This is a genomic window from Jutongia huaianensis (assembly GCF_014384985.1).
GTDB lineage: Bacteria > Bacillota > Clostridia > Lachnospirales > Lachnospiraceae > Jutongia > Jutongia huaianensis.
Genome location: NZ_JACRSX010000006.1, coordinates 86,200 through 105,871 on the forward strand (window position 1 = coordinate 86,200; position 19,672 = coordinate 105,871).

21 protein-coding genes are annotated in these 19,672 nt (G+C 45.9%); 10 read left to right on the top strand and 11 right to left on the bottom strand.

The features are described 5' to 3' along the window. Window positions 1–81 precede the first annotated feature (81 nt). From H8704_RS06695 to H8704_RS06705, 3 genes are all read left to right on the top strand, one after another. Window positions 82–1,332: a DnaD domain protein gene (locus H8704_RS06695; RefSeq protein ID WP_249297750.1), complete on the top strand. Its 1,251-nt coding sequence runs from the start codon at window positions 82–84 to the stop codon at window positions 1,330–1,332. A gap of 48 nt (window positions 1,333–1,380) precedes the next feature. Continuing rightward, window positions 1,381–2,403: an ATP-binding protein gene (locus H8704_RS06700; protein ID WP_022465701.1), complete on the top strand. Its 1,023-nt coding sequence runs from the start codon at window positions 1,381–1,383 to the stop codon at window positions 2,401–2,403. Between the two features lie 95 nt (window positions 2,404–2,498). Beyond that, window positions 2,499–3,671, top strand: coding sequence for a ribose-phosphate pyrophosphokinase (locus H8704_RS06705; RefSeq protein ID WP_022465702.1), 1,173 nt, complete (start codon window positions 2,499–2,501; stop codon window positions 3,669–3,671). Window positions 3,672–4,284: 613 nt separating this feature from the next. Here H8704_RS06705 and H8704_RS06710 read toward each other — a convergent pair. The 6 genes from H8704_RS06710 to H8704_RS06735 form a co-directional block, all read right to left on the bottom strand. Further along, on the bottom strand, window positions 4,285–4,974 hold the full coding sequence (locus tag H8704_RS06710) for a polysaccharide deacetylase family protein (protein ID WP_182439520.1): 690 nt from the start codon (window positions 4,972–4,974) through the stop codon (window positions 4,285–4,287). Window positions 4,975–5,040: 66 nt separating this feature from the next. Further along, on the bottom strand, window positions 5,041–5,724 hold the full coding sequence (gene tsaA / locus H8704_RS06715; protein ID WP_330605856.1) for a tRNA (N6-threonylcarbamoyladenosine(37)-N6)-methyltransferase TrmO: 684 nt from the start codon (window positions 5,722–5,724) through the stop codon (window positions 5,041–5,043). Window positions 5,725–5,832: 108 nt separating this feature from the next. Further along, window positions 5,833–6,069: a hypothetical protein gene (locus tag H8704_RS06720; protein WP_022465706.1), complete on the bottom strand. Its 237-nt coding sequence runs from the start codon at window positions 6,067–6,069 to the stop codon at window positions 5,833–5,835. A gap of 138 nt (window positions 6,070–6,207) precedes the next feature. Then, window positions 6,208–7,149, bottom strand: coding sequence for an ROK family glucokinase (locus H8704_RS06725; protein WP_118677391.1), 942 nt, complete (start codon window positions 7,147–7,149; stop codon window positions 6,208–6,210). An 87-nt stretch (window positions 7,150–7,236) separates the two neighbouring features. Next, window positions 7,237–8,484 carry a bifunctional glutamate N-acetyltransferase/amino-acid acetyltransferase ArgJ gene (gene argJ, locus H8704_RS06730; protein WP_249297751.1) on the bottom strand — a complete coding sequence of 416 codons (1,248 nt, stop codon included), beginning with the start codon at window positions 8,482–8,484 and terminating at the stop codon, window positions 7,237–7,239. Between the two features lie 98 nt (window positions 8,485–8,582). Continuing rightward, window positions 8,583–9,452 carry a phosphoribosylaminoimidazolesuccinocarboxamide synthase gene (locus tag H8704_RS06735; RefSeq protein ID WP_022465709.1) on the bottom strand — a complete coding sequence of 290 codons (870 nt, stop codon included), beginning with the start codon at window positions 9,450–9,452 and terminating at the stop codon, window positions 8,583–8,585. 439 nt (window positions 9,453–9,891) lie between these two features. Here H8704_RS06735 and H8704_RS06740 point away from each other — a divergent pair, with 439 nt between their 5' ends. The 3 genes from H8704_RS06740 to H8704_RS06750 are packed head-to-tail and all read left to right on the top strand — an operon-like array spanning window position 9,892 to window position 11,155. Continuing rightward, on the top strand, window positions 9,892–10,257 hold the full coding sequence (locus H8704_RS06740; protein ID WP_249297752.1) for a spore coat associated protein CotJA: 366 nt from the start codon (window positions 9,892–9,894) through the stop codon (window positions 10,255–10,257). Continuing rightward, a complete protein-coding gene (locus H8704_RS06745; protein ID WP_249297753.1) occupies window positions 10,254–10,502 on the top strand; it encodes a spore coat protein CotJB in 249 nt (82 codons plus the stop codon). Before H8704_RS06740 ends, H8704_RS06745 begins: the two co-directional genes overlap by 4 nt. 47 nt (window positions 10,503–10,549) lie before the next feature. Next, window positions 10,550–11,155 (top strand): manganese catalase family protein, encoded by a 606-nt coding sequence (locus H8704_RS06750; protein WP_118677383.1) that lies wholly within the window; start codon window positions 10,550–10,552, stop codon window positions 11,153–11,155. 191 nt (window positions 11,156–11,346) lie between these two features. Here H8704_RS06750 and H8704_RS06755 read toward each other — a convergent pair whose 3' ends face one another. Further along, a complete protein-coding gene (locus H8704_RS06755; protein WP_249297754.1) occupies window positions 11,347–13,077 on the bottom strand; it encodes an HD domain-containing phosphohydrolase in 1,731 nt (576 codons plus the stop codon). A 197-nt stretch (window positions 13,078–13,274) separates the two neighbouring features. Between H8704_RS06755 and H8704_RS06760 the strand changes: the two genes are divergently transcribed. Next, window positions 13,275–13,694 (top strand): hypothetical protein, encoded by a 420-nt coding sequence (locus H8704_RS06760; protein ID WP_249297755.1) that lies wholly within the window; start codon window positions 13,275–13,277, stop codon window positions 13,692–13,694. Between the two features lie 286 nt (window positions 13,695–13,980). Then, window positions 13,981–14,124 carry a hypothetical protein gene (locus tag H8704_RS06765; protein ID WP_182439518.1) on the top strand — a complete coding sequence of 48 codons (144 nt, stop codon included), beginning with the start codon at window positions 13,981–13,983 and terminating at the stop codon, window positions 14,122–14,124. Between the two features lie 78 nt (window positions 14,125–14,202). On the opposite strand, the gene H8704_RS06770 is transcribed toward H8704_RS06765, so the two are convergent. Then, entirely contained in the window at window positions 14,203–14,769 is a 567-nt protein-coding gene (locus tag H8704_RS06770) for an iron-containing alcohol dehydrogenase (protein WP_249297756.1), read from the bottom strand. Window positions 14,770–14,872: 103 nt separating this feature from the next. Here H8704_RS06770 and H8704_RS14525 point away from each other — a divergent pair, with 103 nt between their 5' ends. Then, window positions 14,873–15,046: a helix-turn-helix domain-containing protein gene (locus tag H8704_RS14525; RefSeq protein ID WP_408611193.1), complete on the top strand. Its 174-nt coding sequence runs from the start codon at window positions 14,873–14,875 to the stop codon at window positions 15,044–15,046. On the opposite strand, the gene H8704_RS06780 is transcribed toward H8704_RS14525, so the two are convergent. Further along, window positions 15,043–15,888 (bottom strand): aminotransferase class IV, encoded by an 846-nt coding sequence (locus tag H8704_RS06780; protein ID WP_249297757.1) that lies wholly within the window; start codon window positions 15,886–15,888, stop codon window positions 15,043–15,045. The genes H8704_RS14525 and H8704_RS06780 overlap by 4 nt on opposite strands. 44 nt (window positions 15,889–15,932) lie before the next feature. Continuing rightward, window positions 15,933–17,075 carry a YkvI family membrane protein gene (locus H8704_RS06785; RefSeq protein ID WP_118677375.1) on the bottom strand — a complete coding sequence of 381 codons (1,143 nt, stop codon included), beginning with the start codon at window positions 17,073–17,075 and terminating at the stop codon, window positions 15,933–15,935. A 116-nt stretch (window positions 17,076–17,191) separates the two neighbouring features. On the opposite strand from H8704_RS06785, the gene H8704_RS06790 reads away from it, so the two are divergent. Then, window positions 17,192–18,103 (top strand): LysR family transcriptional regulator, encoded by a 912-nt coding sequence (locus H8704_RS06790; protein WP_249297758.1) that lies wholly within the window; start codon window positions 17,192–17,194, stop codon window positions 18,101–18,103. A gap of 70 nt (window positions 18,104–18,173) precedes the next feature. On the opposite strand, the gene H8704_RS14235 is transcribed toward H8704_RS06790, so the two are convergent. Next, window positions 18,174–19,607, bottom strand: coding sequence for a S8 family peptidase (locus H8704_RS14235; RefSeq protein WP_330605861.1), 1,434 nt, complete (start codon window positions 19,605–19,607; stop codon window positions 18,174–18,176). Window positions 19,608–19,672 lie beyond the last annotated feature (65 nt).

Genomic DNA, 19,672 nt, shown 5'->3' on the forward strand with positions numbered 1-19,672 from the left:
ATTATAGGATACAGACTTGAGATATAAAGCAGTTTTCTTATAATGATTACTTAAAATAACTGCTGGGAACGGAGGATTTACATGGATAATATACTGCTGTGCTCCAATCATATACCATTGGTCACATCAATTCACAATACATTTATCGAGAAATATATGCTTCATGCAAACGGAAGTTATGTAAAAGTGTATCTGTACCTTTCCAAATGCATCCAGGCGGGCGAGGAAGATCTCTCCATCTCCTCACTGGCTGATCAGATGGAAAATACGGAGAAGGACGTGATCCGTGCATTGAATTACTGGGAGAAGCAGGGATTAATGAGGCTTACCAGAGGCGAGGACGGAGAGGAGATTCTCGGCATTGACGTTCTGAACCCTGATGAAACACTATCCGCCCAGGAAGAATCCCGCTCCTTTGCTGATCTTTCCGCTGATACCGGAGATACAACCGGCACATCTGCCAAAAGATCCTCTTCCAATAAAGATGCACACTCTTCATTGGAGGAAGCTGCGTCGGACAACCACTCTGCCACAGATGCCAGCACCGACAATGACGCAAAAGCTTCCGAGCAAAAACCGGAGCATTCAAAGACTACTGCGGCATCAAAGACACAGACAGCTTCGCCTTCTATCTCTACAGTGGAAGCCAGGCCAAAAAGCAGCCATAAAACGATTCAGGTAACGACGGAGCAAATGAACCGTCTCGCTGAAAATGATGACTTCTGCTGGACCTCCAATGTGGTGGAGAGCTATCTGGGGCGGCCGGTCAAACCGAAGGAGTTACAGCTTATTACATATTTATACGATACACTTCACTTTTCTTCCGAGTTGATCCTGCATCTGTATGAGTACTGCATTTCGCTCGGCAAGACAAGCACCAGCTATATTGAGAAGGTGGCGATCGCATGGGATGAAAAACAGGTAAAAACACCTGATGATGCACAAAACGCAACAATCGAGTACAACACCACCTATAATGCTGTTTCCAAAGCAATGGCACTGGGGCGCCCTCTGGCTGCCATAGAAAAGGATTTTGTTGACCGCTGGCAGAATCAGTGGAGCATGGACCTGAGTGTTATTCTTGAAGCCTGTAACCGCACATTATTGAAACTGCAGCATGGCGATTTCAAATATGCAGAGGCCATTGTAGAGCGCTGGCACCGATCCGGCGTACATACACTGGCAGATATCCAGAAAGCAGATGAGGCCTTTGCCAATGAAAAAGCGATGGAAAGAGCCGCCAAGCGCAACGGCAGCGATTCCGGAACAGTTCAGCATAAGCGTTCCCAGGCAGAAACCGCCGCTTTGGAAAGACAACTGTTACAGGTTTAATATTTGAAATTTAGAATTACATTTTCGCACAGGAAAGGACAAGATATCATGGGGATTTCAGCAAACCAATACGGAAGTATCATGGATCAGTATGACAGAACACGGATGAAAAACCAGCGTATCCTGGATCAGCGTACAGAAGCTCTTCATAAGGAAATTCCCGAACTAGAGGAGCTTCAGGGACAGATCATACAGCTTTCTTTCCAGCAGGCCCGTAATGAACTGCTGCAGCCGGAGCAGGCACAATCTACCGCTGCCCGGTACGCCCGGCATATGCAGGCTCTGTTTGAGAAAAAACAGGCTCTTTTGGAAGAACACGGGTATCCCAAAGATTACCTGTCCCCTGTTTACACCTGTCCTGATTGCCATGATACCGGATATATCGACGGAAGACCATGCCATTGCCTGACGAAGGCACAGGCCGATTTTCTCTATGCCAACGCAAACCTCAGCGACATCCTTTTAGAAGAAAATTTTGATACTTTTGACAGTGAATACTACGACGATACCACTGTTAATGATAATCTTTCTCTAACTCCAAAGGAAAATATCAATAAATTAAAGGATATTTGTCTGGATTTCATTAAACACTTTGATGACGCCTATGATAATCTCATATTTTACGGACCTACCGGCGTCGGAAAAACATTTCTGACCCACTGCATTGCCAAAGAGCTTCTCGACACGGGTCACACGGTCGTTTACTTGACTTCTTTACAGCTATTTGATATTTTAGAGAAAGGCAGGTTTGGCAAAGACGAGGAAAGTGAACAAATCCGCACCAAAACAGATTATCTGATCCATAGTGATCTGCTCATTATTGATGATCTTGGTACTGAACTCACAAACAGCTTTACAATCTCTGAGCTGTACCATTTCATTGAGGAAAGGCATCTACAGCAGAAATCAACGATCCTTTCCACCAATCTGACATTTCAGGAATTGTTAAACCGGTACGGCGAGCGCATTTTCTCCCGTTTCACCGGCTACTATCACTTCTGTATGATCATCGGAGATGATATCCGCCCTCTCAAGAAGCTGCGGGCACACACTCCGAAAAATATATCTTAATGATCCCCGTCTGACAAGGTATCAGGCAATCCGGACGGTATCATTAAACCCCAATATCATAAATTCACACATGTAAGAATGGAGGATTTCATAACATGAAACGACACGACAAACTGGCAGAAACAATACCTGTGGGTAATCTGGGAATTTTAGCATTGGAAAGCAGCAGGGAAATGGGAAACCGCGTCAACGACTACATTGTAGAATGGCGTCAGGAGCGTTCCCGAATGGAAGCACCGGCTTCTTCCATTGCTGATTACAGCAAGGATTCTTATCTGATCGACTGCGCCTGCCCACGTTTCGGTTCCGGCGAAGCAAAGGGGCTGATCCGTGAATCTGTTCGAGGCGATGACCTCTTTTTATTGGTTGATGTCTGCAACTACAGCCTGACCTATAAGGTATGCGGGCAGGTAAATCATATGTCCCCGGACGATCATTATCAGGATCTGAAGCGTCTGATCGCTGCTGTAGGCGGCAAAGCAAGACGTATCACTGTCATTATGCCGTTTTTGTATGAAAGCCGTCAGCACCGTCGTTCCAGCAGAGAATCCCTCGACTGTGCCCTTGCATTACAGGAGCTTACACAGATGGGCGTGGAAAGTATCATTACATTTGATGCACATGATCCGCGGGTACAGAACGCAATCCCTCTCAAGAGCTTCGAGACCGTTCAGCCAACCTACCAGTTTATCAAGGCGCTGTTAAAGAATGTACCGGACATTAAGATTGATGCACAGAATCTGATGGTTATCAGTCCGGATGAGGGTGCTCTGGGAAGAGCCGTTTACTATGCCAATGTCCTCGGCATTGATGTGGGAATGTTTTACAAACGTCGTGACTATAGCCGTATTGTGGACGGACGCAATCCGATCATCGCACACGAGTTCCTGGGTGCCGATCTGGAGGGCAAGGATGTGATCATCACAGATGATATGATCTCCTCCGGCGAGAGTATGATCGATGTGGCCACAGAGTTAAAGCGCCGGAAAGCAAACCGTATTTTTGTTGCCGCTACGTTCGGTCTTTTCACCAATGGAATGGACAAGTTTGATGAAGCAGTCGAAAAGGGACTGATCTATCGTGTTATGACAACAAACCTTGTATATCAGCCACAGGAGCTTCTTTCCAGAGATTATTATATCTCCGTAGATATGAGCAAATATGTAGCTCTGCTGATCGATACATTAAATCACGATCAGTCCATCAGCGATCTCCTGAATCCGACAGAGAGAATTCAGAACATTCTGGTAAAATACGGCCAAAGATAATGACCTGCTAATTGTAAACATAGTTTTTTCGGCGTTTTTGGAAAGTTCATAGTTTTTTTAGAAATTAAACAATTTTACATCACATCTGCTTTCTATAATGAATTCATAAACATAAATAAGCCGACTGACTAATGTTTGTTATAGATTCTTTTTCATTTTTTTCATTTTCGGTCATGAGGCAGCTCCCTCTGCCTTGTGACCACTCCTTTGAGTGTTACTTTGAAAAGCCCGAAGCAAAAGCTTCGGGCTTTTCGCGTAAAATAAATTTATCTATGCTGCAACATTTCTGTGATATAATGGCACATATAAACAGACAACGAAGTCAATATATAAACGAATAAGGTATCAGACAGAATTATTTTCAAGGAGGTGATCGTCATGATGACAGGATTGACATTAAGCGCAGTATGCATTATTGGACTTGTAGTAATTGTAGGGGGCATTATCATCGGGTTCCATTTCTGGGATAAGGATTGATATACCATCAAACCATTCCCCTTCTTATGTATATTCAATATGTAAAACAAAAAGTGTTACAGACCCCGCATTTTAGCAGTCTGTAACACTTTATATGTCATTTCACAATTATCCCGGCCATTCTCCAATACCATTATCAGATTGCTCCAAACATTTCCAGACACTCCCGGTTGGTTCCCCGGAAAATATCACGCCGGTCCGCAAACATCCGGCAAAGCTTCTCCAAACGATCCCAGTTATCTTTCACATAATACTCATAGCTGTGTCCCCAGATATAAAACAACTGCTGCTCTCCCGGTGCCGGTTCGCTTTCCAGAAATTGCTGCGCCAGCTCGAAAAGCTGCTCATCATCATGATGACAGGTCGCCTTTAACAGGATTGGATTCTCCGGTACCGCAAAACCATGTGTCGCTTCCACGGTACGACCGTATTTTATTCCATGACGCTGCAGATAATCTACTGCTGCCTGATCATAGGCACCATAGGCATACGCCATGCCTACCGGTTTCTGTCCATAGATCCGGGTAATATTATCAATATCTGTCAAAAATTCCTGATCCATCTCCTCCTCGGTCATATCCACAGGTGCCCGGTGAGTCAGCCCGTGAACTGCAATTTCATGCCCGGCATACAGATCTCTGATAGTTTCCTGATCCATACGGCAAATCTCTTTTCCTTCAATCTCAAAACGACTTTCACGGCTCTGTATGCCGGTATTCAGATTAAAAGTACACTTCATCCCGTAACGGTTCAAAATCTCCACCAGCTTCCGGTCTGATTCAATGCCATCATCATAACTAAACGTAATTGCTTTTTGATATTTCATAATGTTTCCACATTCCTTTCCTGCCATCTATCGCATAATGGTCTTTGGTCTTGATCTGCCTGAGTTCTACCCCCGCACAAGCTCTACGACCCGTAAAACATTCTCCTGCACCGTAAATTTTACTTCATATTCCCCGAAACTCATGCCGTAGATTCGCTCCGGATCCTTCTGATATCTTGGTCTGGGGTCCTGTTCTAAAACACCCCGAAGTGCCTGAAGCTTTTCTCCGGAAATCTCCGACGCAGCGACAGGCTCCTCCGGAAACTCCACTTTGACACGCCGCACCTGTGTTCCATCCGTAAAGCCCCCCTTGGCCCCAGGGTGACTGTCCGCATAAGGAAGATATGGCTTAATATCATAAATAGGTGTCCCGTCCATCATATCGACTCCTGATACCCAGATTACAGGCTTTCTGGAATCCTGCAGATCAATCTGCTCCAATTTTACACAGGACAGGCCAATGGGATTGGGACGAAACGGAGAACGCGTTGCGAATACGCCAACCCGACGATTTCCACCCAGACGGGGCGGCCGCACTGTAGGAGACCATTCCGACCGAACTGCCTCTGAAAACTCCCATACAAGCCAGAGATGAGAAAACTCCTCCAGCCCACGGAACGCATCCGGATTGCGATATTCCGGCTCCAAAACAATCTTTCCAATAAGTTCCGGCACCAGACCACTCTGTCTCGGCACTCCAAACTTTGTCGCAAAATCCGTGTGGATCCTGCCGATCATCTTCATTTCCATTGTTTCTTACCCCTCAGGATTTGTATTCCACAGAAAAAATAAGCCCGGCAATGCTCTCAGGCACTGACCGGACTCATCTGTTCATCAGTTACATCTCTGTACAACCAATCAGGCACGCACCAGTTCTACCTGCCAAAATCCCTCCGTGTGAGATGGTCCCTGTGTAATCTCAACTTTAAATTTATACATTGCCTCCTCCAGTTTACGCTGGAACTGAATCTCGGAAAGATCTGAATCTGGCTCCTGCAAGATGATTGTGTCACCAACCTTCGCATAACTATATGCAGAACCTAATGTCTTAAATGTTGCCTTCCAAGTTTCCTTTTTCTTTAAAAAATCAAACACAATAATCACCTCTGCTTTCTATAAATATATGTCAGCTTCAAAATCTCGTGTCATCTATCCGCTAGATAACTATATTATAACACATTTTTTCTAAAAAAGAAAGTAAATCGCAGTATTTTCATAGGAAAAATATAAATTTTACGATAAAACCATTCTTACGGCGCCATACATACCGGCATCATTTCCAAGTTCTGCCAGACGGAACTCCTTGCCCTTGAGTGCAAACATAACGTCCTGCTCGTACTTCTCCTGTACCACATCCAGAACAATCTGTCCGTTTTTGGAGACACCGCCGCCAATTACAAACGCCTGTGGATCTACCACGGCAGCCACATGGGAAAGTCCCTTGCCCAGATAGCTGGAGAATGTATCTACAATCTCCTTTGCCAGAGCATCGTTATTTTTGTATGCCTTAAACAGCTCCAGTCCGGTGATCGGATGATCATACTGGCGAAGCTCTGACGGTGTATCTGTCTGTTCCAGCTTCTCCTTGGACATTCTGGTAATACCCGTTGCAGAAGAATACTGCTCCAGACAGCCCTTCTTGCCACAGCCACAAGTGCGTTTCTCGTGAGGATTTACCAGCAAATGACCAATTTCTCCTGCCGCACCGTTGCTTCCGGTCAGGATCTTGCCGTTCAGGATGATTCCTCCGCCTACTCCGGTACCCAGAGTAACCATAACAATGCTGTCAAATCCTCTGCCACCTCCGCGCCACTGCTCTCCGAGAGCCGCTACGTTTGCATCATTGCCCACTTTGATCTTTTCTACACCTGTCAGCTTACGAAGCTCATCCGCTACGGAGAAAATGCCCCATCCCAGATTTGCACATTTCAGCACACGTCCATCCTCTGTGATCGGTCCCGGCACACCCATGCCAATACCAATAATATCACTTTTATCAATGGACTTTTCTTCATTTTTGTCAGCAATCGCCTTCGCAATATCCGGCAGGATCAACTCGCCGTTATTTTCCTTACGTGTCACGATCTCCCATTTCTCCAGCATATTGCCTTCCTGATCAAAAAGCCCCATTTTTACTGTAGTTCCACCTAAATCTACCCCATAAATATACTTCATCTGATATTTCCACCTTTCCTTTTTGAAGCACTGTAAACAACAGGCCACTGCTATATCATACCCGATTTTACCGAAATGGTAAAGCACTTAAGAACGGTAATCTCCATTAATCTTTACATAATCATAGGTGAGATCACAGCCCCATGCCTTTGCAGAGCCGTTTCCCTGCTTCAGATCAATGTCAATATAGATCTCATCCTCCGCCAGCACTTTTGCCGCAAACTCCTCGGAAAAATCAATACCTGCACCATTTCTGCACACCTCCAGAGTCCCTGCTGCGGACGAAAGATCTACATCCATGGTATCAATTGCAAAATCTGCGTCTGCATAACCAATGGCACACAACACACGTCCCCAGTTTGCATCCTCTCCAAACATTGCACATTTAAACAATGGGGAACGGATCACACTCTTAGCAACGATGATCGCTGTCTCCTGATCCGGTGCTCCCTTGCATGTACACTCTAAAAGTTTCGTTGCTCCCTCTCCGTCCTTTGCAAGCATACGCGTCATATTCATCATAACAATATACAACGCCTGCTTAAATACAGCAAAACCTGCATCCTCTGTGGTGCAGATCTCTTCATTGCCCGCAAGACCGTTTGCCATCACGCTGACCATATCATTGGTAGAGGTATCTCCGTCAATGCTCAGACAGTTGTATGTAATCTTGACAATCTCATCCAGAGCCCTCTGAATCATCTCATGGCTGATTGCCACATCCGAAGTAATGAAATTCAGAGTTGTGGCCATATTCGGATGGATCATGCCGCTTCCTTTTGCCATACCACCCAGATGACATGTCTTACCATCAATTTCAAACTCTACTGCCACCTGCTTCTTCACGGTATCGGTGGTCATGATCGCTGTGGCCGCCGCATCATTGCCGGACTCACTGAGACCATCCACCAGCTGCTTCATATGGTCTGCAAACGGAGCCGTAGGCATTGGAAGTCCGATCACTCCTGTCGATGCAACCACCACCTGATCCTCCGTAATGCCCAGAGCATCTGCTGCCAGCCGGGACGTCTCGGCTGCCACCTGCTCTCCGTTTGCATTGCCGGTATTGGCATTCTTGGAATTTACAAGAACCGCATGGGTCACTCCGTTTCCGGCCTCCAGATGCTTCTTCGTCACAAGGATCGGCGCACCTTTGACCTTATTCTGTGTATAGACAGCCGCTGTCTGGCAAGGTTCCTTACTGTATACCATGCCAAGATCATTTTTCTCCTTGTCCGGATTCAGTCCACAGTTGAGACCGTTCGCCTGAAATCCCTGAGAAGCGCAAACACCGCCGTCAATATATTTATAGCCTTCAAATTGTGTCATATTCATAAGTCGTCTCCATTCTGTAATCCTGCAAAAACCTTCAATTTCGCATATTTGCAAGCAAATATGCTTCTTGTCGGTGTTTGACGGGTCAAGCCATATTATTACAGTTTCTTGCCGGTCAAAAGTTCATATGCCTGAAGATATTTTGAAATAGTCTTCTCCACGATATCTTCCGGAAGAGTCCAGTCATTGTCCGGATTTGCCTTGAGCCAGTCGCGGGCAAACTGCTTGTCGAAGGATGGCTGTCCATGACCCGGCTCATATCCCTCAGCCGGCCAGAATCTGGAGCTGTCCGGCGTCAGCATCTCATCACCGAGAACGATATTGCCATTCTCGTCCAGACCAAACTCAAACTTGGTATCTGCAATGATGATACCCTTTTCTAAAGCATAGTCTGCGCACTTCTTATATAATGCGATCGTGTAATCGCGCAGCTTCTGCGCATACTCCTCGCCCTTACCCGGAAAATACTTCTCCAGATGAGCTACGCTCTGCTCATAAGAAATATTCTCATCGTGATCTCCAATCTCTGCCTTAGTAGACGGTGTATAGATCGGTTCCGGCAGCTTATCAGACTCCTTCAGTCCCTCCGGCAGCTTAATACCGCAGACTGTGCCATTCTCCTGATAGCTTGCCCAGCCGCTTCCTGTAATATATCCTCGAACAATACACTCGATTGGAAGCATTTCCAGCTTACGGCACATCATACTATTTCCATCAAACTTCGGCTGCCGGAAAAACTCCGGCATATCCTTCACATCGACTGAAATCATATGATTTGGCAGAATGTCCTGTGTCAGATCAAACCAGAACTTTGACATCTGAGTCAACACGGTTCCTTTTTTGGTCACTTCATTATGAAGGATCACGTCAAAACAGCTTATTCTGTCTGTTGCAACCATGATCAGACTGTCTCCGTTGTCGTAAATCTCCCGTACCTTTCCTTCCTTCATCGGCTTTAGCTCTTTCATTTTTCCTCCAATCCCACACACCGCCCTGAGACAAATGTGCGCGTGCGTCGTGTCGTTGTTTACATTATCCCTTTAAGTATAATATTTTCTGGAGAAATTGCAAGACAGGAATCTGCATATTTGCAAATCCCTGTCCTTCCGTTATTCTTTTCCTGGAAACCGTTACTTTATACACCTTTTTCTGAACCGATGTGCCGGTTTTGGCCGGTACCGCAGACGGAGCAGTTTTCGGAGTTACTGTTGTCTGAGGAGCCGGGGAAACCGTTGGTGCCCGGATTCAGGTAGCAGGCATATACATTCTCCGTGCTCCTTTCATATCTCACATTCCTGTTACTCTTTCTCTTCTTTATCCCGCACTTTGTCTGTACTACCGCATATATTAAATGTAACCAGAAAATATTCCTTATATTTTCGAAAACATTTAGAAAGGATGTATATTATGAACACAATGAATGGATGCCGCGGCAATGTAAACTGCCGCGGAAACAGAGGCTGTTCGTGTGGCATGGAAAACTGCGATCAAATGCAGAATTCCTGCTCCTGCGGCAGCATGCCGGATAACCAAAATACCTGCGGCATGAGTCAGTCCGAAATTGCAAACCAGTGTCAAAATGATTCTGCCGGGGACTGCTGTACAGACCCATTGTACGGTATGCCACTGGCCATGGGCTATGTGCCGTGGCAACAGTGGAATAAGATCTATGATCCCTGCGACGGCCTCGCAAACGGAACGATCTTCCCTGAACTGAATTTACAATTTTATGGCTGCATCCCTCAGGGCTGTGGAAAAGGAGGCAGATTATGAGCAAAGATCAAATGAGATTATTGAAATTTATTTCCCAGGTCAGCTTTGCTCTCACCGAAACAAATCTGTATCTGGACACTCATCCGTGTGATAAGGTTGCACTGAGCTATTATCAGATGGTAAAAAAACAGCGCCAGGAGGCAGTGGATGAGTACAGCCGCAAATATGGTCCTCTGCAGGCAGATCAGGTAAACTGCAAGGATTACTGGACTTGGGTGGAGACACCATGGCCCTGGGAGCGTTAAGGGATTTGAAAATTTCTATGAAATAAAATGAGAATGGAGTTTATGATATGTTTAATTATGAAAAAAGACTGGAGTATCCGGTTCATATCACACGAACCGATCCGAAAGCGGCAATGGTGATCATTAGTCAGTACGGTGGTCCCGACGGGGAGGCCGGAGCTGCACTGCGCTATCTGTCACAGCGGTATTCCATGGAGGACCGCAAGGTAGCCGGGGCTCTGACAGACATCGGCACCGAAGAATTAGGCCATCTGGAAATTGTCGCAACCATCATCCACCAGCTCACCAAAGATCTGACTCCGGAGGAGATCAAGGCTTCCGGTTTTGACAAATATTATATTGACCACACTCTTGCTATCTGGCCACAGGCCGCCAGCGGAGAGCCATTCAGCGCCAGCCAGTTCCAAAGCACCGGAGATACCATCACCGACCTCTACGAGGATATGGCAGCAGAGCAGAAGGCACGTCTGACCTACGACAATATCCTGCGGATCGTGAAGGATCCGGAAGTGGCTGATCCGATCCGTTTCCTGCGGATGCGTGAGATCGTGCATTTCCAGAGATTTGGAGAATGTCTGCGCCGCATTCAGGATCAGCGAAATCCAAAGAATTTCTACGCATATAATCCACAAATTGATAAAAAGAAATGTTAGCTGCAGGCAAACCTGTATTGCACCCGCTTTGTACCAATAAATAAAAACAGCTTATCCGGTCAGAAATGATATGCTCCCGTCCAGGTAGACAAGGAAAATAATAAAAACCCGTCACTTAACAGGAACATATCCACGTTCTGGCCGGAACGCTGTTTTATCCTTTGAATCTGTTGTTTGTTTATCGTTTACTTTTACAGTTCCTTATTTGTTTCTTTTGCGGAAGATTCCTCCTTGTGGTATCCTGTGTCGATCACAGCCTCCATCTCATCAATATGCTTCAAAAACAGCTCATCAATGTATGGATCAAAATGACTCCCCTTACTTTCTTCCATAATAGCGACTGCCTTTTCCTTTGAAAATCCCTCTTTATAGTGACGTTTGGACCGGAGAGCATCATAGACATCCGCCACTGCCATGATCCGGGCTGACAATGGGATTTCTTCTCCTTTGATCCCCTCCGGATACCCGGCACCATTATATTTCTCATGGTGATACATTGCCATATCATAAGCAATCTCACAATATGCGTCATTTTCCAGATCCTTCAGGGTATGCTTGAGGATTTTCGCTCCCTCCTGGGGATGTGTCTTCATAATGGCAAACTCTTCATCAGTAAGCTTTCCTTCCTTCTGAAGAATACGATCCGGAATGGCAATCTTTCCAATATCGTGAAGTCTCGCCGCAGCCGCCACCATATCCGCATATTCCAGCGTAATGATATCCCTGTAGCGTTTGTCCACTGCCATTACATTGACCAGCACACGCACCAGATTCCCGGTGTTTTTAATATGTAATCCGGTAATGCCGTCTCTTGCCTCGATCATAGCAGCAAAACTACCGATAATATCACGCTGGATCCGCACAACCTCTCTGGTCTTACTCCTCAGGTCGCGCTGGAGACGTTCTGTATAATAATACCGGTCCGTAATCTCTGCCATAGTCAAAGTCTGTCCATAATTGTTCTCACCTTTGGAAATATCATGCAGTGCCAGCTCATAAACACACTTTTCCGTTGTGTGATGTTTCTCTCCGTCCTCCGCTGCGCATTTATCCAGAAAAAGATATTCCTGCTTTTCGGCAAGCTTTTTTAAATCCTCCAGCTCTCGCTTTCCTTCTTCCTGCTCCAGACAATTCAATATCCGGTCTGCTTCCTCGTTGGAGTATATCACCTCTCCCGCAGTTCCTATAACGATCAGGCCGTTTGCCATATGATTGACGGCTTCCTCCTGGGCCAGCGTCAAGGTATCAAACAACCGATATTTACGCATCAGCCGTTCAAATATAAAGGCGGCTGCCAGATACGCAGGTGCCGTAGTATCATATCCATTGGTCAGGTGCAGCAGGAACAGAACCAGGCTGAGCATACTAAGCAGAACCATTCCCAATATCATCAAAAGCTGTTTCCTGATGATCGGTGATTTCGTCTGACGCAGCTTACGGATTGCCGCCCAAAGGATCACAATAAAATAATAAGCAATAAATACGTTATACAGATTATATAATACACCATGGCTCAGGATCAGATGCGGAAACATTCCCTCCCCGGTATAGGACACGGAAGAATAATATAAATGGTGGTACTCATTGGTGGACACCAGACCGCAGATTAAAATACAGATTCCAAAGAGGATGTTCCGGCGAAGCTTCGGCACAACCAGATTGCAGTACTCCATAATAAACATATACATAAAAAATACAACAAACGGCTTACCATAATAAGAAAACTTTGTTGCCTGTATCGCAACCTGCTGTTTCCCTGCCTGTATCTCCATAGTATATCCCACAATATTGATCAAGGACGAATACAACAAAAGCACTAATGCCATCTGCAGTTTGGAACTCTGTTGCCGGCTCACATAGAAAATTTCTACAATTAATGCAAAAATTCCAAAGTATTGTAATAATACCAAAAAATGATACATAAACAATTATCCCTTCCTAAACAGATTCTTTTCATTTGAGTTATAAACCAAATCACATTTCCCTATGAAATATTGTACCATAACTTAACTGTTTTTTGCTATTTTTATTTAAAACGAGAAAAAACAGGAAGTTATCTCCAATAAGTTGTAAAATCCTCTCAATTTTGCTAGAATATATTGGAAATGAGGTGCTGCAGATGAAAGAGACATATAAGATGAGACGGTGGATCAGTCTCTGTCTGATCATTATATTGACAGTCTCCGGGATGTGTTTTGAACGTGTCAAGACAGATCCTGATTTTGGCGTGTCTGTTTCGGCATCCCCAGATATTCTTCGCACGCTGCAGGTACAAAACGCCGAGCAGGATATGTGCTCCCCGGATCAGCTTGGAGATTCTATGCTGCGGGGTTCTACAGAGGTATTACGCCGGACCGTATCCGGTCAGAAGAACAGGATCTTTTCGAGAATACGTTCTCTGATCCGGCTTACCGCAACGCTTTGTGGTCTGCCAGACACGGTCTTTTTTCGGGAAGCCAGTATTACTGCAAGCAGTATTATCACATATGGTTCTGTTATCATTACATATATACATCAGCAGGACGGATCAAAGGGCTGATATATGCATAATTTCTAATGACACAGACTTCTTTTGGGAGAAAGAGGTTTCTTTCTGTATGAAAATTTCGGTATGAAAAATGAAAATAAAAATCCTCAGAAGGTATGAAATGATATAACAAAATATTTCTCTGTGACAGAAATGGAGAAGCTGTGACAGGGATGCCATTTTCATACAGAAAAAGAGGGCACTGTAAATCAGCACCCTCTCTTCTATATAAAAGGCCTGCAGTCCAACAGGCTGCAGGCCTTTTATAAGCATATTGCAAAAAGAAAGGTGAATGAAAATGCATATATTAGGTATGATCTTATTAGGTATCGGAGGAGCTTTTGGTATTGCACTGGTAGGAGGCACCGTTGTTGGAATGATCGGCGTGATCATCTACAAAATATACAGAAGTCTCAGATATCATATTTCACTGTACGATTAATTGTACAGATATAAAATGACCCGGAAAGGAACGATATGATTTTCAACTCATATCATTCCTTTCCGGGTTTTGTTTTACTTACTCAAACTTCCCGCAAGCCGTTAGTGACAAGGCAATTTTCTGATAACCGGCAAGGATCATCTCGATCGCCTTGTACCCAAACATCCTTGTGGTCTGATTCCCTTTTGGAGAAAGGCTGGACTCTACCGCATGTACCAGTGCATCAATGGAGCTGGTCGCAAACACACCAAACGGCAGACTTTCCAGAGGCTCCGTCACAAGGACTAGCTCCTTATCCTTAACCGGCGGGATTTTGCCGTCATAGAGATCTAAAACCGGAGATACCTCTTTGAGTGCAAACAGCTTGGAAATATCAATGACAGTTCCACCGCCTACTGCGATCACACGCTTATGCTCTCCGTGAATATCCTTGTACATTGCCTCCACCATGTCATCCGAAGGCTCTCCCTGTCCGTATTTTTCCTGAAAAATGACATCACATTTCAGATTCAGTTCACCAAAAAACGATTTGTAAATATATTCATTCGTTACCACCAGATCTCCTTCTCCAATCTGAAACTCCTCCGCAAAAGCGCGGACCGTATCAAAATGATAGATTTCCGGTTTGATCATTAATTCCTTCATGTTGTACCCCCATTTCCATAAGAAAACTCATCCGTGATCACCAGTGGAGCGAGGAAACGGATAACATTTCCATAGATACCGGCACTCTCTACGATCAGACCATTTGCCGCACACTCCTGTACCAACGCTTTTACCAGAGCCGGAACTGTTTCTACACCGTAACACCGTAAATTATCGTATTCAAAAAATAAGAAGCCTTGTCTCCATGGATACTGCGATCCAGAAAACAAGACTTCTCCTTGCCTTTTATATGAATGATGTCCGTCCTTATCTTTAAGCCTTTGTGTCCTCAGCATAATAAGCCGCATACGCATCCTGAAGCTTCTTTAAAAGCTCCGGAGCCTTGCCGCCCACCGGCTTTCCATCCAGCTCAACAGCCTGTGTACAGAGTCCGCCGGAACTGCTGACGATCACCTCGTCTGCCTCTGCAAGCTCCTGCATGGTAAATGGTGCCTCTTTGGTTGGGATTCCATTCTGCTCTGCAAGCATCAGCAGATGCTTCAATGTAATACCCGGCAGGATCAGATTATCCCTTGGCGGAGTACACAATACCCCATCCTTGATCATCAGAATATTACTGTGGGCGCATTCTGTCACACGGTCTCCCCTGTGGAATACCGTCTCCTGACAGCCCTGCTCCATACAACGCTGATATGCAATGACACTTGGAATCAGATTTAACGTCTTAATATTGCAGTGAAGGAAACGGGTGTCCTCCATAGAGATCAGACGGAATGTCTGGTCAAACGGAATCAGCTCACAAGGCACCGTAAAGATCATCAGATTCGGCTTTACCTCCTTCGGCGGAAACTTATGATCACGGGGTGCCGTTCCACGGGAGCACTGCCAGTAAAGCATACCATGGTCATTATCATTGGCATCAATACATTTCTGAAGCTCGGCAACCAGCTTCTCCCTTGGCATATCAAACGGGATTTCCAACAGCCTGCAGCTATTATAGAAACGATCCAGATGATCCTTCTCACCAAAGATCTTATTGTTGGCAAATGTGGTGGCATCATAGCAACCATCTCCAAAATAAACCGCGCGGTCCAACATCGGAATTTTCATTTCCTCCAGTGCGCCAATCTCTCCATTATAATATCCTACATTTTGCATATCTATTTCTCCTTCCATTCCAAAATATCTCATGATGCTTCCACTTATTTATTCCAGTTGCGGATAATACGGTAGCCGCCTACCAGCAATGTCGGAAGCAGATAGAACAGGATAAAACCGTATGACAGGTAGGTATATCCCTGCTCGATCAATGTTACTACACCGATTCTGGAAAGGATCAGTGCTCCAATCAGTGTCGCCACTGTAACAATACCTCTCTTGGCATCAGTCAGTTTGGCAGCCCCCTTCTCCTCCAGAGCCACATCAAAACGATCAATGATCATGTGAATACATCCGGTCGCTGTCTCAACCAATGTCCATCCCATAACGATACTAAATACCGCCAGAAGCACCGGACCTCCATGTACCGCCTTGATCATTTCCACCCAAGGTGTTGCAACATCTGCACCGACAATAGAAGTATCTCCATAAAAGCACATCATTGCGAAATAAGAAAGGAACCACGGAATAACCATCAAAAGACCGGCGATCATACCGGAAATGAACGTCTCTTTCCTCTTGGTCTGACGTGTCAGCGAAAACATTCCCATAGGAATGGAATTGATATTGTAAGCCACATATAAAATACCTGTATAAATGCACAGAGGAATTGTCACAGAACCATCATACGCACTGGTATCCATCGTAGAAAATACCTTCGGAATATTGCTTCCCTTATTTACAATAACAAGGATCGTAAATAAAATATAGCCTCCATACAAAAGAATCGTTCCCACGGATTCAAACTTTTCGATCAGTTTGGAACCCTTGAAATTCAAAAATCCACAGATCAGCACGATCACAACAGATCCCAGAATATTCGGCATACCTGCCTGTTCAAAAATACTTCCCGTCGCCGCCGCCATAACCGCGATCAGCAGGATGGCGATCAATACCGTCAGAATATCCATCACCGGCCACAATGGTCCGATCACCTTCTGGATATAATTCTTGTAATCATACACCTTGTAAATACGGCAGATCTCAAAGGTCAGAAATGCAAAAAGCGCAAACCCGATCCCAATAGTAAGTCCGGCGATCCATCCCATACTTCCAAACTTTGCTCCATAAGAATAGATCTCACGGCCGGTCGCATAGCCTCCGCCGATCAATACAGACTGCAGCAGCACACCCGGCAGAACATAGCGGGCATACTTTCCTTCATAAAAATTTTTCAGTTTTCCCATAATTTTCTCACTTTCTTTCGTAATATCTTTTCTAAATTATAAGACAATTTTATCTGACTTGCCAATATGATTATCAGATATTATAATAAGTTAATCTTATTACAGGGGGCGTATTTATGAATTTAAAACAGTTAGAATATTTTATTGCCGTGGCAGAATTATTAAGCTTTACAAAAGCCGCCAAAAAATGCTATATCTCCCAGACAGCCATCACGCTGCAGATCCAGTCTCTGGAAAAGCGTCTGGGAGTTTCGCTGTTTATCCGGGACAAGCATCATGTAGAGCTTACCGCCGCCGGAAAGGTCTATCTCAACGAAGCCCGTGCCATCCTGATCCGTGCTGAGGAGGCTGCCAAGCTGGCACGTACCGCCTCTGAAGGTGTTACCGGCGAGCTTTCCGTTGGTTTTATCCGTGGTTATGAGCAGAGCCGCTTTTCGGAGACTCTGCGCACCTTCCGGGAGGCTTATCCTAATATTTCCCTCCACCTGATCCGCGATAACATGAGCGCCCTGTATCATCATCTGGAAGATAACAGCTGCGATATTGTCCTGAATCTTTCTCTCGCCGCACAGGGCTACGAGAATATGACACACCGATTTCTCAAGCGTTTTCCTCTGATGGCAGTGCTCTATCCCGGTCATCCTCTGTCCGGTCACAATCACCTTTCCTATCAGGATCTGGCACAGGAGGATTTTATTATTATGCAGCCCCATGGACGTGCCACAGACGAAGCGGAAGAGGTGCTCCTCTGCTATAACCGCGGCGGCTTCATTCCTCACATTATCAGCCGTGACCGCGAAGTACAGACCGTACTTCTAGAGGTCTCTGCCGGCTTCGGCATCGCAATTCTGCCGGAATATGCCGTCCGCTACTACTACAACGCCCGAAATCTCATTATTCTTCCTTTGCTGCGAAGCGATGGCACACCGGAGGAGGTGGATTTTGAGATTATCTGGAAAACAGAAAACAGCAATCCTTCCATCGAAAAACTGCTGCAGTGGATGGAAACCCACGATTATACGGAATAGACACCGGAAACGCTTTTCCCGCTTCTCTCCGGACTGCTCTGCCGCAGGAGGATCTGCTGTGATCTTCTCACTACGGCTTCGGACGGATCACTTCAAAAGCCCCATACAGATCTAAAGTTCCATAGCCCCACTCCTCATTTGGAAATGCTCTGCCCGACCGGTTTGCTCCGCGGATCAGATATTTCTGAACTCCCACACTATCCATATTGATATCATTTTCTCTGACAATCCCCCATTCTGCCAGCAATACTGCCGCTCCTGCCGTGACCGCAGCCGCCGCACTGGAGCCGGTCCGGTAACCGTAGCGCGGTGTGGCATCTCCTGCAGAAATCATGACATTTCCCTGTCTCGGCAGGGGACCAAAAATATTGATGCCCGGTGCCGCAATGTCTGGCACGACTTCTCCCCGCCAGTTATAGCCGCGGCTTGCATCCGCCACCACGCTGCGGTTCGCTCCATCATAATCAGAAACAGCAATGATCTGGGAATTATTCGCAGGATCACATATGGTAATGTTAGGATCCGGACGCAGAAAATATGTCCCCTGCCGGATAAAATCCCGGATTGGAAGCCACATATCGAACTGCAGCGGAATGTCCGTCTCATTAAATACCCGAATGCGCCAGATGCCCTCCTCCGGTCCAAAAAAACGGATACGGACACATTCATCCCCGCTTTCAAAGGACACCAGAAGATAATCAATATAAACCACAGTCTTCTCCAGCAGGAATCGGATCACCTGGCGTTCCCCGACTCTGGCATATGTCCTGCCACTGTATTCGCCACCGGGAGAGATCAGCCCCACCGAACAAAGCCCCGGAGCCTTGCACCACAGCTCTGTGGTGAATCCATCCTCCCGGCTGCCCACCCGGAGCTCCACATCTGTCTCCTGCCTTGCCCCCAGTTCCTCCTGATGAAAATGATGGGATGTATTTCCTTCATTGCCGCATGCCGCCACCACGATAAATCCCCGCAGATTCCCGTAGGACTGTAAAACCTCGCCCAGGGCCCCGCCCCGGTAATGACTCCCCAGACTGGTTCCCATTCCGATGCATACCACCATAGGCCTTCTTCTCCGGTATGCAATTCTCGCCAGGTAACGCACCCCCAGCATAATATCGTTTTCCATATAACAGGGCACATCCCCTGTAATTCCATAATATTCCCGAATATTTTCTTTGGCCTCCTTGCATTTGACCACCACAAGCTCCGACAGAGGGGCAATCCCCGAAAACTCTCTCTCCACATCCTCATTGCCGCATGCCACTCCCGCCAGAAAGGTGCCATGTCCTTCGGTATCCCTGCTTGGTACGATATCAAAAGGATTCTCCGCCTGTAATGCCCGGTTAATAGCTTTCCTTGCGTATTCCGTCCCATAGGAAAGCTCCTCCGGAAGATTTCCTTCCTGTCCGGAATCCGGGACATACGGTATACTCTGATCCCAGATGGAATAGATCCGGCTGCTTCCATCGGCATTCAAAAAAGAGGGGTGTGTGTAATCAATCCCCTCTGGTGTGTGTTAAAACAAAAAAGGGCAAAACCAGCGTTTTGCCCTCCAAGAATTGCTTC

Bases quoted from the DNA above. Each gene is read 5' to 3' on its own strand.
- tsaA (WP_330605856.1), bottom strand. From the start codon at position 5,724: ATGGAAATGAAGATGATCGGCAGGATCCACACGGATTTTGCGACAAAG.
- H8704_RS06705 (WP_022465702.1), top strand. From the start codon at position 2,499: ATGAAACGACACGACAAACTGGCAGAAACAATACCTGTGGGTAATCTG.
- H8704_RS06760 (WP_249297755.1), top strand. From the start codon at position 13,275: ATGAAAGAGACATATAAGATGAGACGGTGGATCAGTCTCTGTCTGATC.
- H8704_RS06735 (WP_022465709.1), bottom strand. From the start codon at position 9,452: ATGAAAGAGCTAAAGCCGATGAAGGAAGGAAAGGTACGGGAGATTTAC.
- H8704_RS06700 (WP_022465701.1), top strand. From the start codon at position 1,381: ATGGGGATTTCAGCAAACCAATACGGAAGTATCATGGATCAGTATGAC.
- H8704_RS06745 (WP_249297753.1), top strand. From the start codon at position 10,254: ATGAGCAAAGATCAAATGAGATTATTGAAATTTATTTCCCAGGTCAGC.
- H8704_RS06710 (WP_182439520.1), bottom strand. From the start codon at position 4,974: ATGAAATATCAAAAAGCAATTACGTTTAGTTATGATGATGGCATTGAA.
- H8704_RS06755 (WP_249297754.1), bottom strand. From the start codon at position 13,077: ATGTATCATTTTTTGGTATTATTACAATACTTTGGAATTTTTGCATTA.
- argJ (WP_249297751.1), bottom strand. From the start codon at position 8,484: ATGAATATGACACAATTTGAAGGCTATAAATATATTGACGGCGGTGTT.
- H8704_RS06770 (WP_249297756.1), bottom strand. From the start codon at position 14,769: ATGAAGGAATTAATGATCAAACCGGAAATCTATCATTTTGATACGGTC.
- H8704_RS06780 (WP_249297757.1), bottom strand. From the start codon at position 15,888: ATGCAAAATGTAGGATATTATAATGGAGAGATTGGCGCACTGGAGGAA.
- H8704_RS06790 (WP_249297758.1), top strand. From the start codon at position 17,192: ATGAATTTAAAACAGTTAGAATATTTTATTGCCGTGGCAGAATTATTA.
- H8704_RS06765 (WP_182439518.1), top strand. From the start codon at position 13,981: ATGCATATATTAGGTATGATCTTATTAGGTATCGGAGGAGCTTTTGGT.
- H8704_RS06750 (WP_118677383.1), top strand. From the start codon at position 10,550: ATGTTTAATTATGAAAAAAGACTGGAGTATCCGGTTCATATCACACGA.
- H8704_RS06695 (WP_249297750.1), top strand. From the start codon at position 82: ATGGATAATATACTGCTGTGCTCCAATCATATACCATTGGTCACATCA.
- H8704_RS06785 (WP_118677375.1), bottom strand. From the start codon at position 17,075: ATGGGAAAACTGAAAAATTTTTATGAAGGAAAGTATGCCCGCTATGTT.
- H8704_RS06740 (WP_249297752.1), top strand. From the start codon at position 9,892: ATGAACACAATGAATGGATGCCGCGGCAATGTAAACTGCCGCGGAAAC.
- H8704_RS06725 (WP_118677391.1), bottom strand. From the start codon at position 7,149: ATGAAGTATATTTATGGGGTAGATTTAGGTGGAACTACAGTAAAAATG.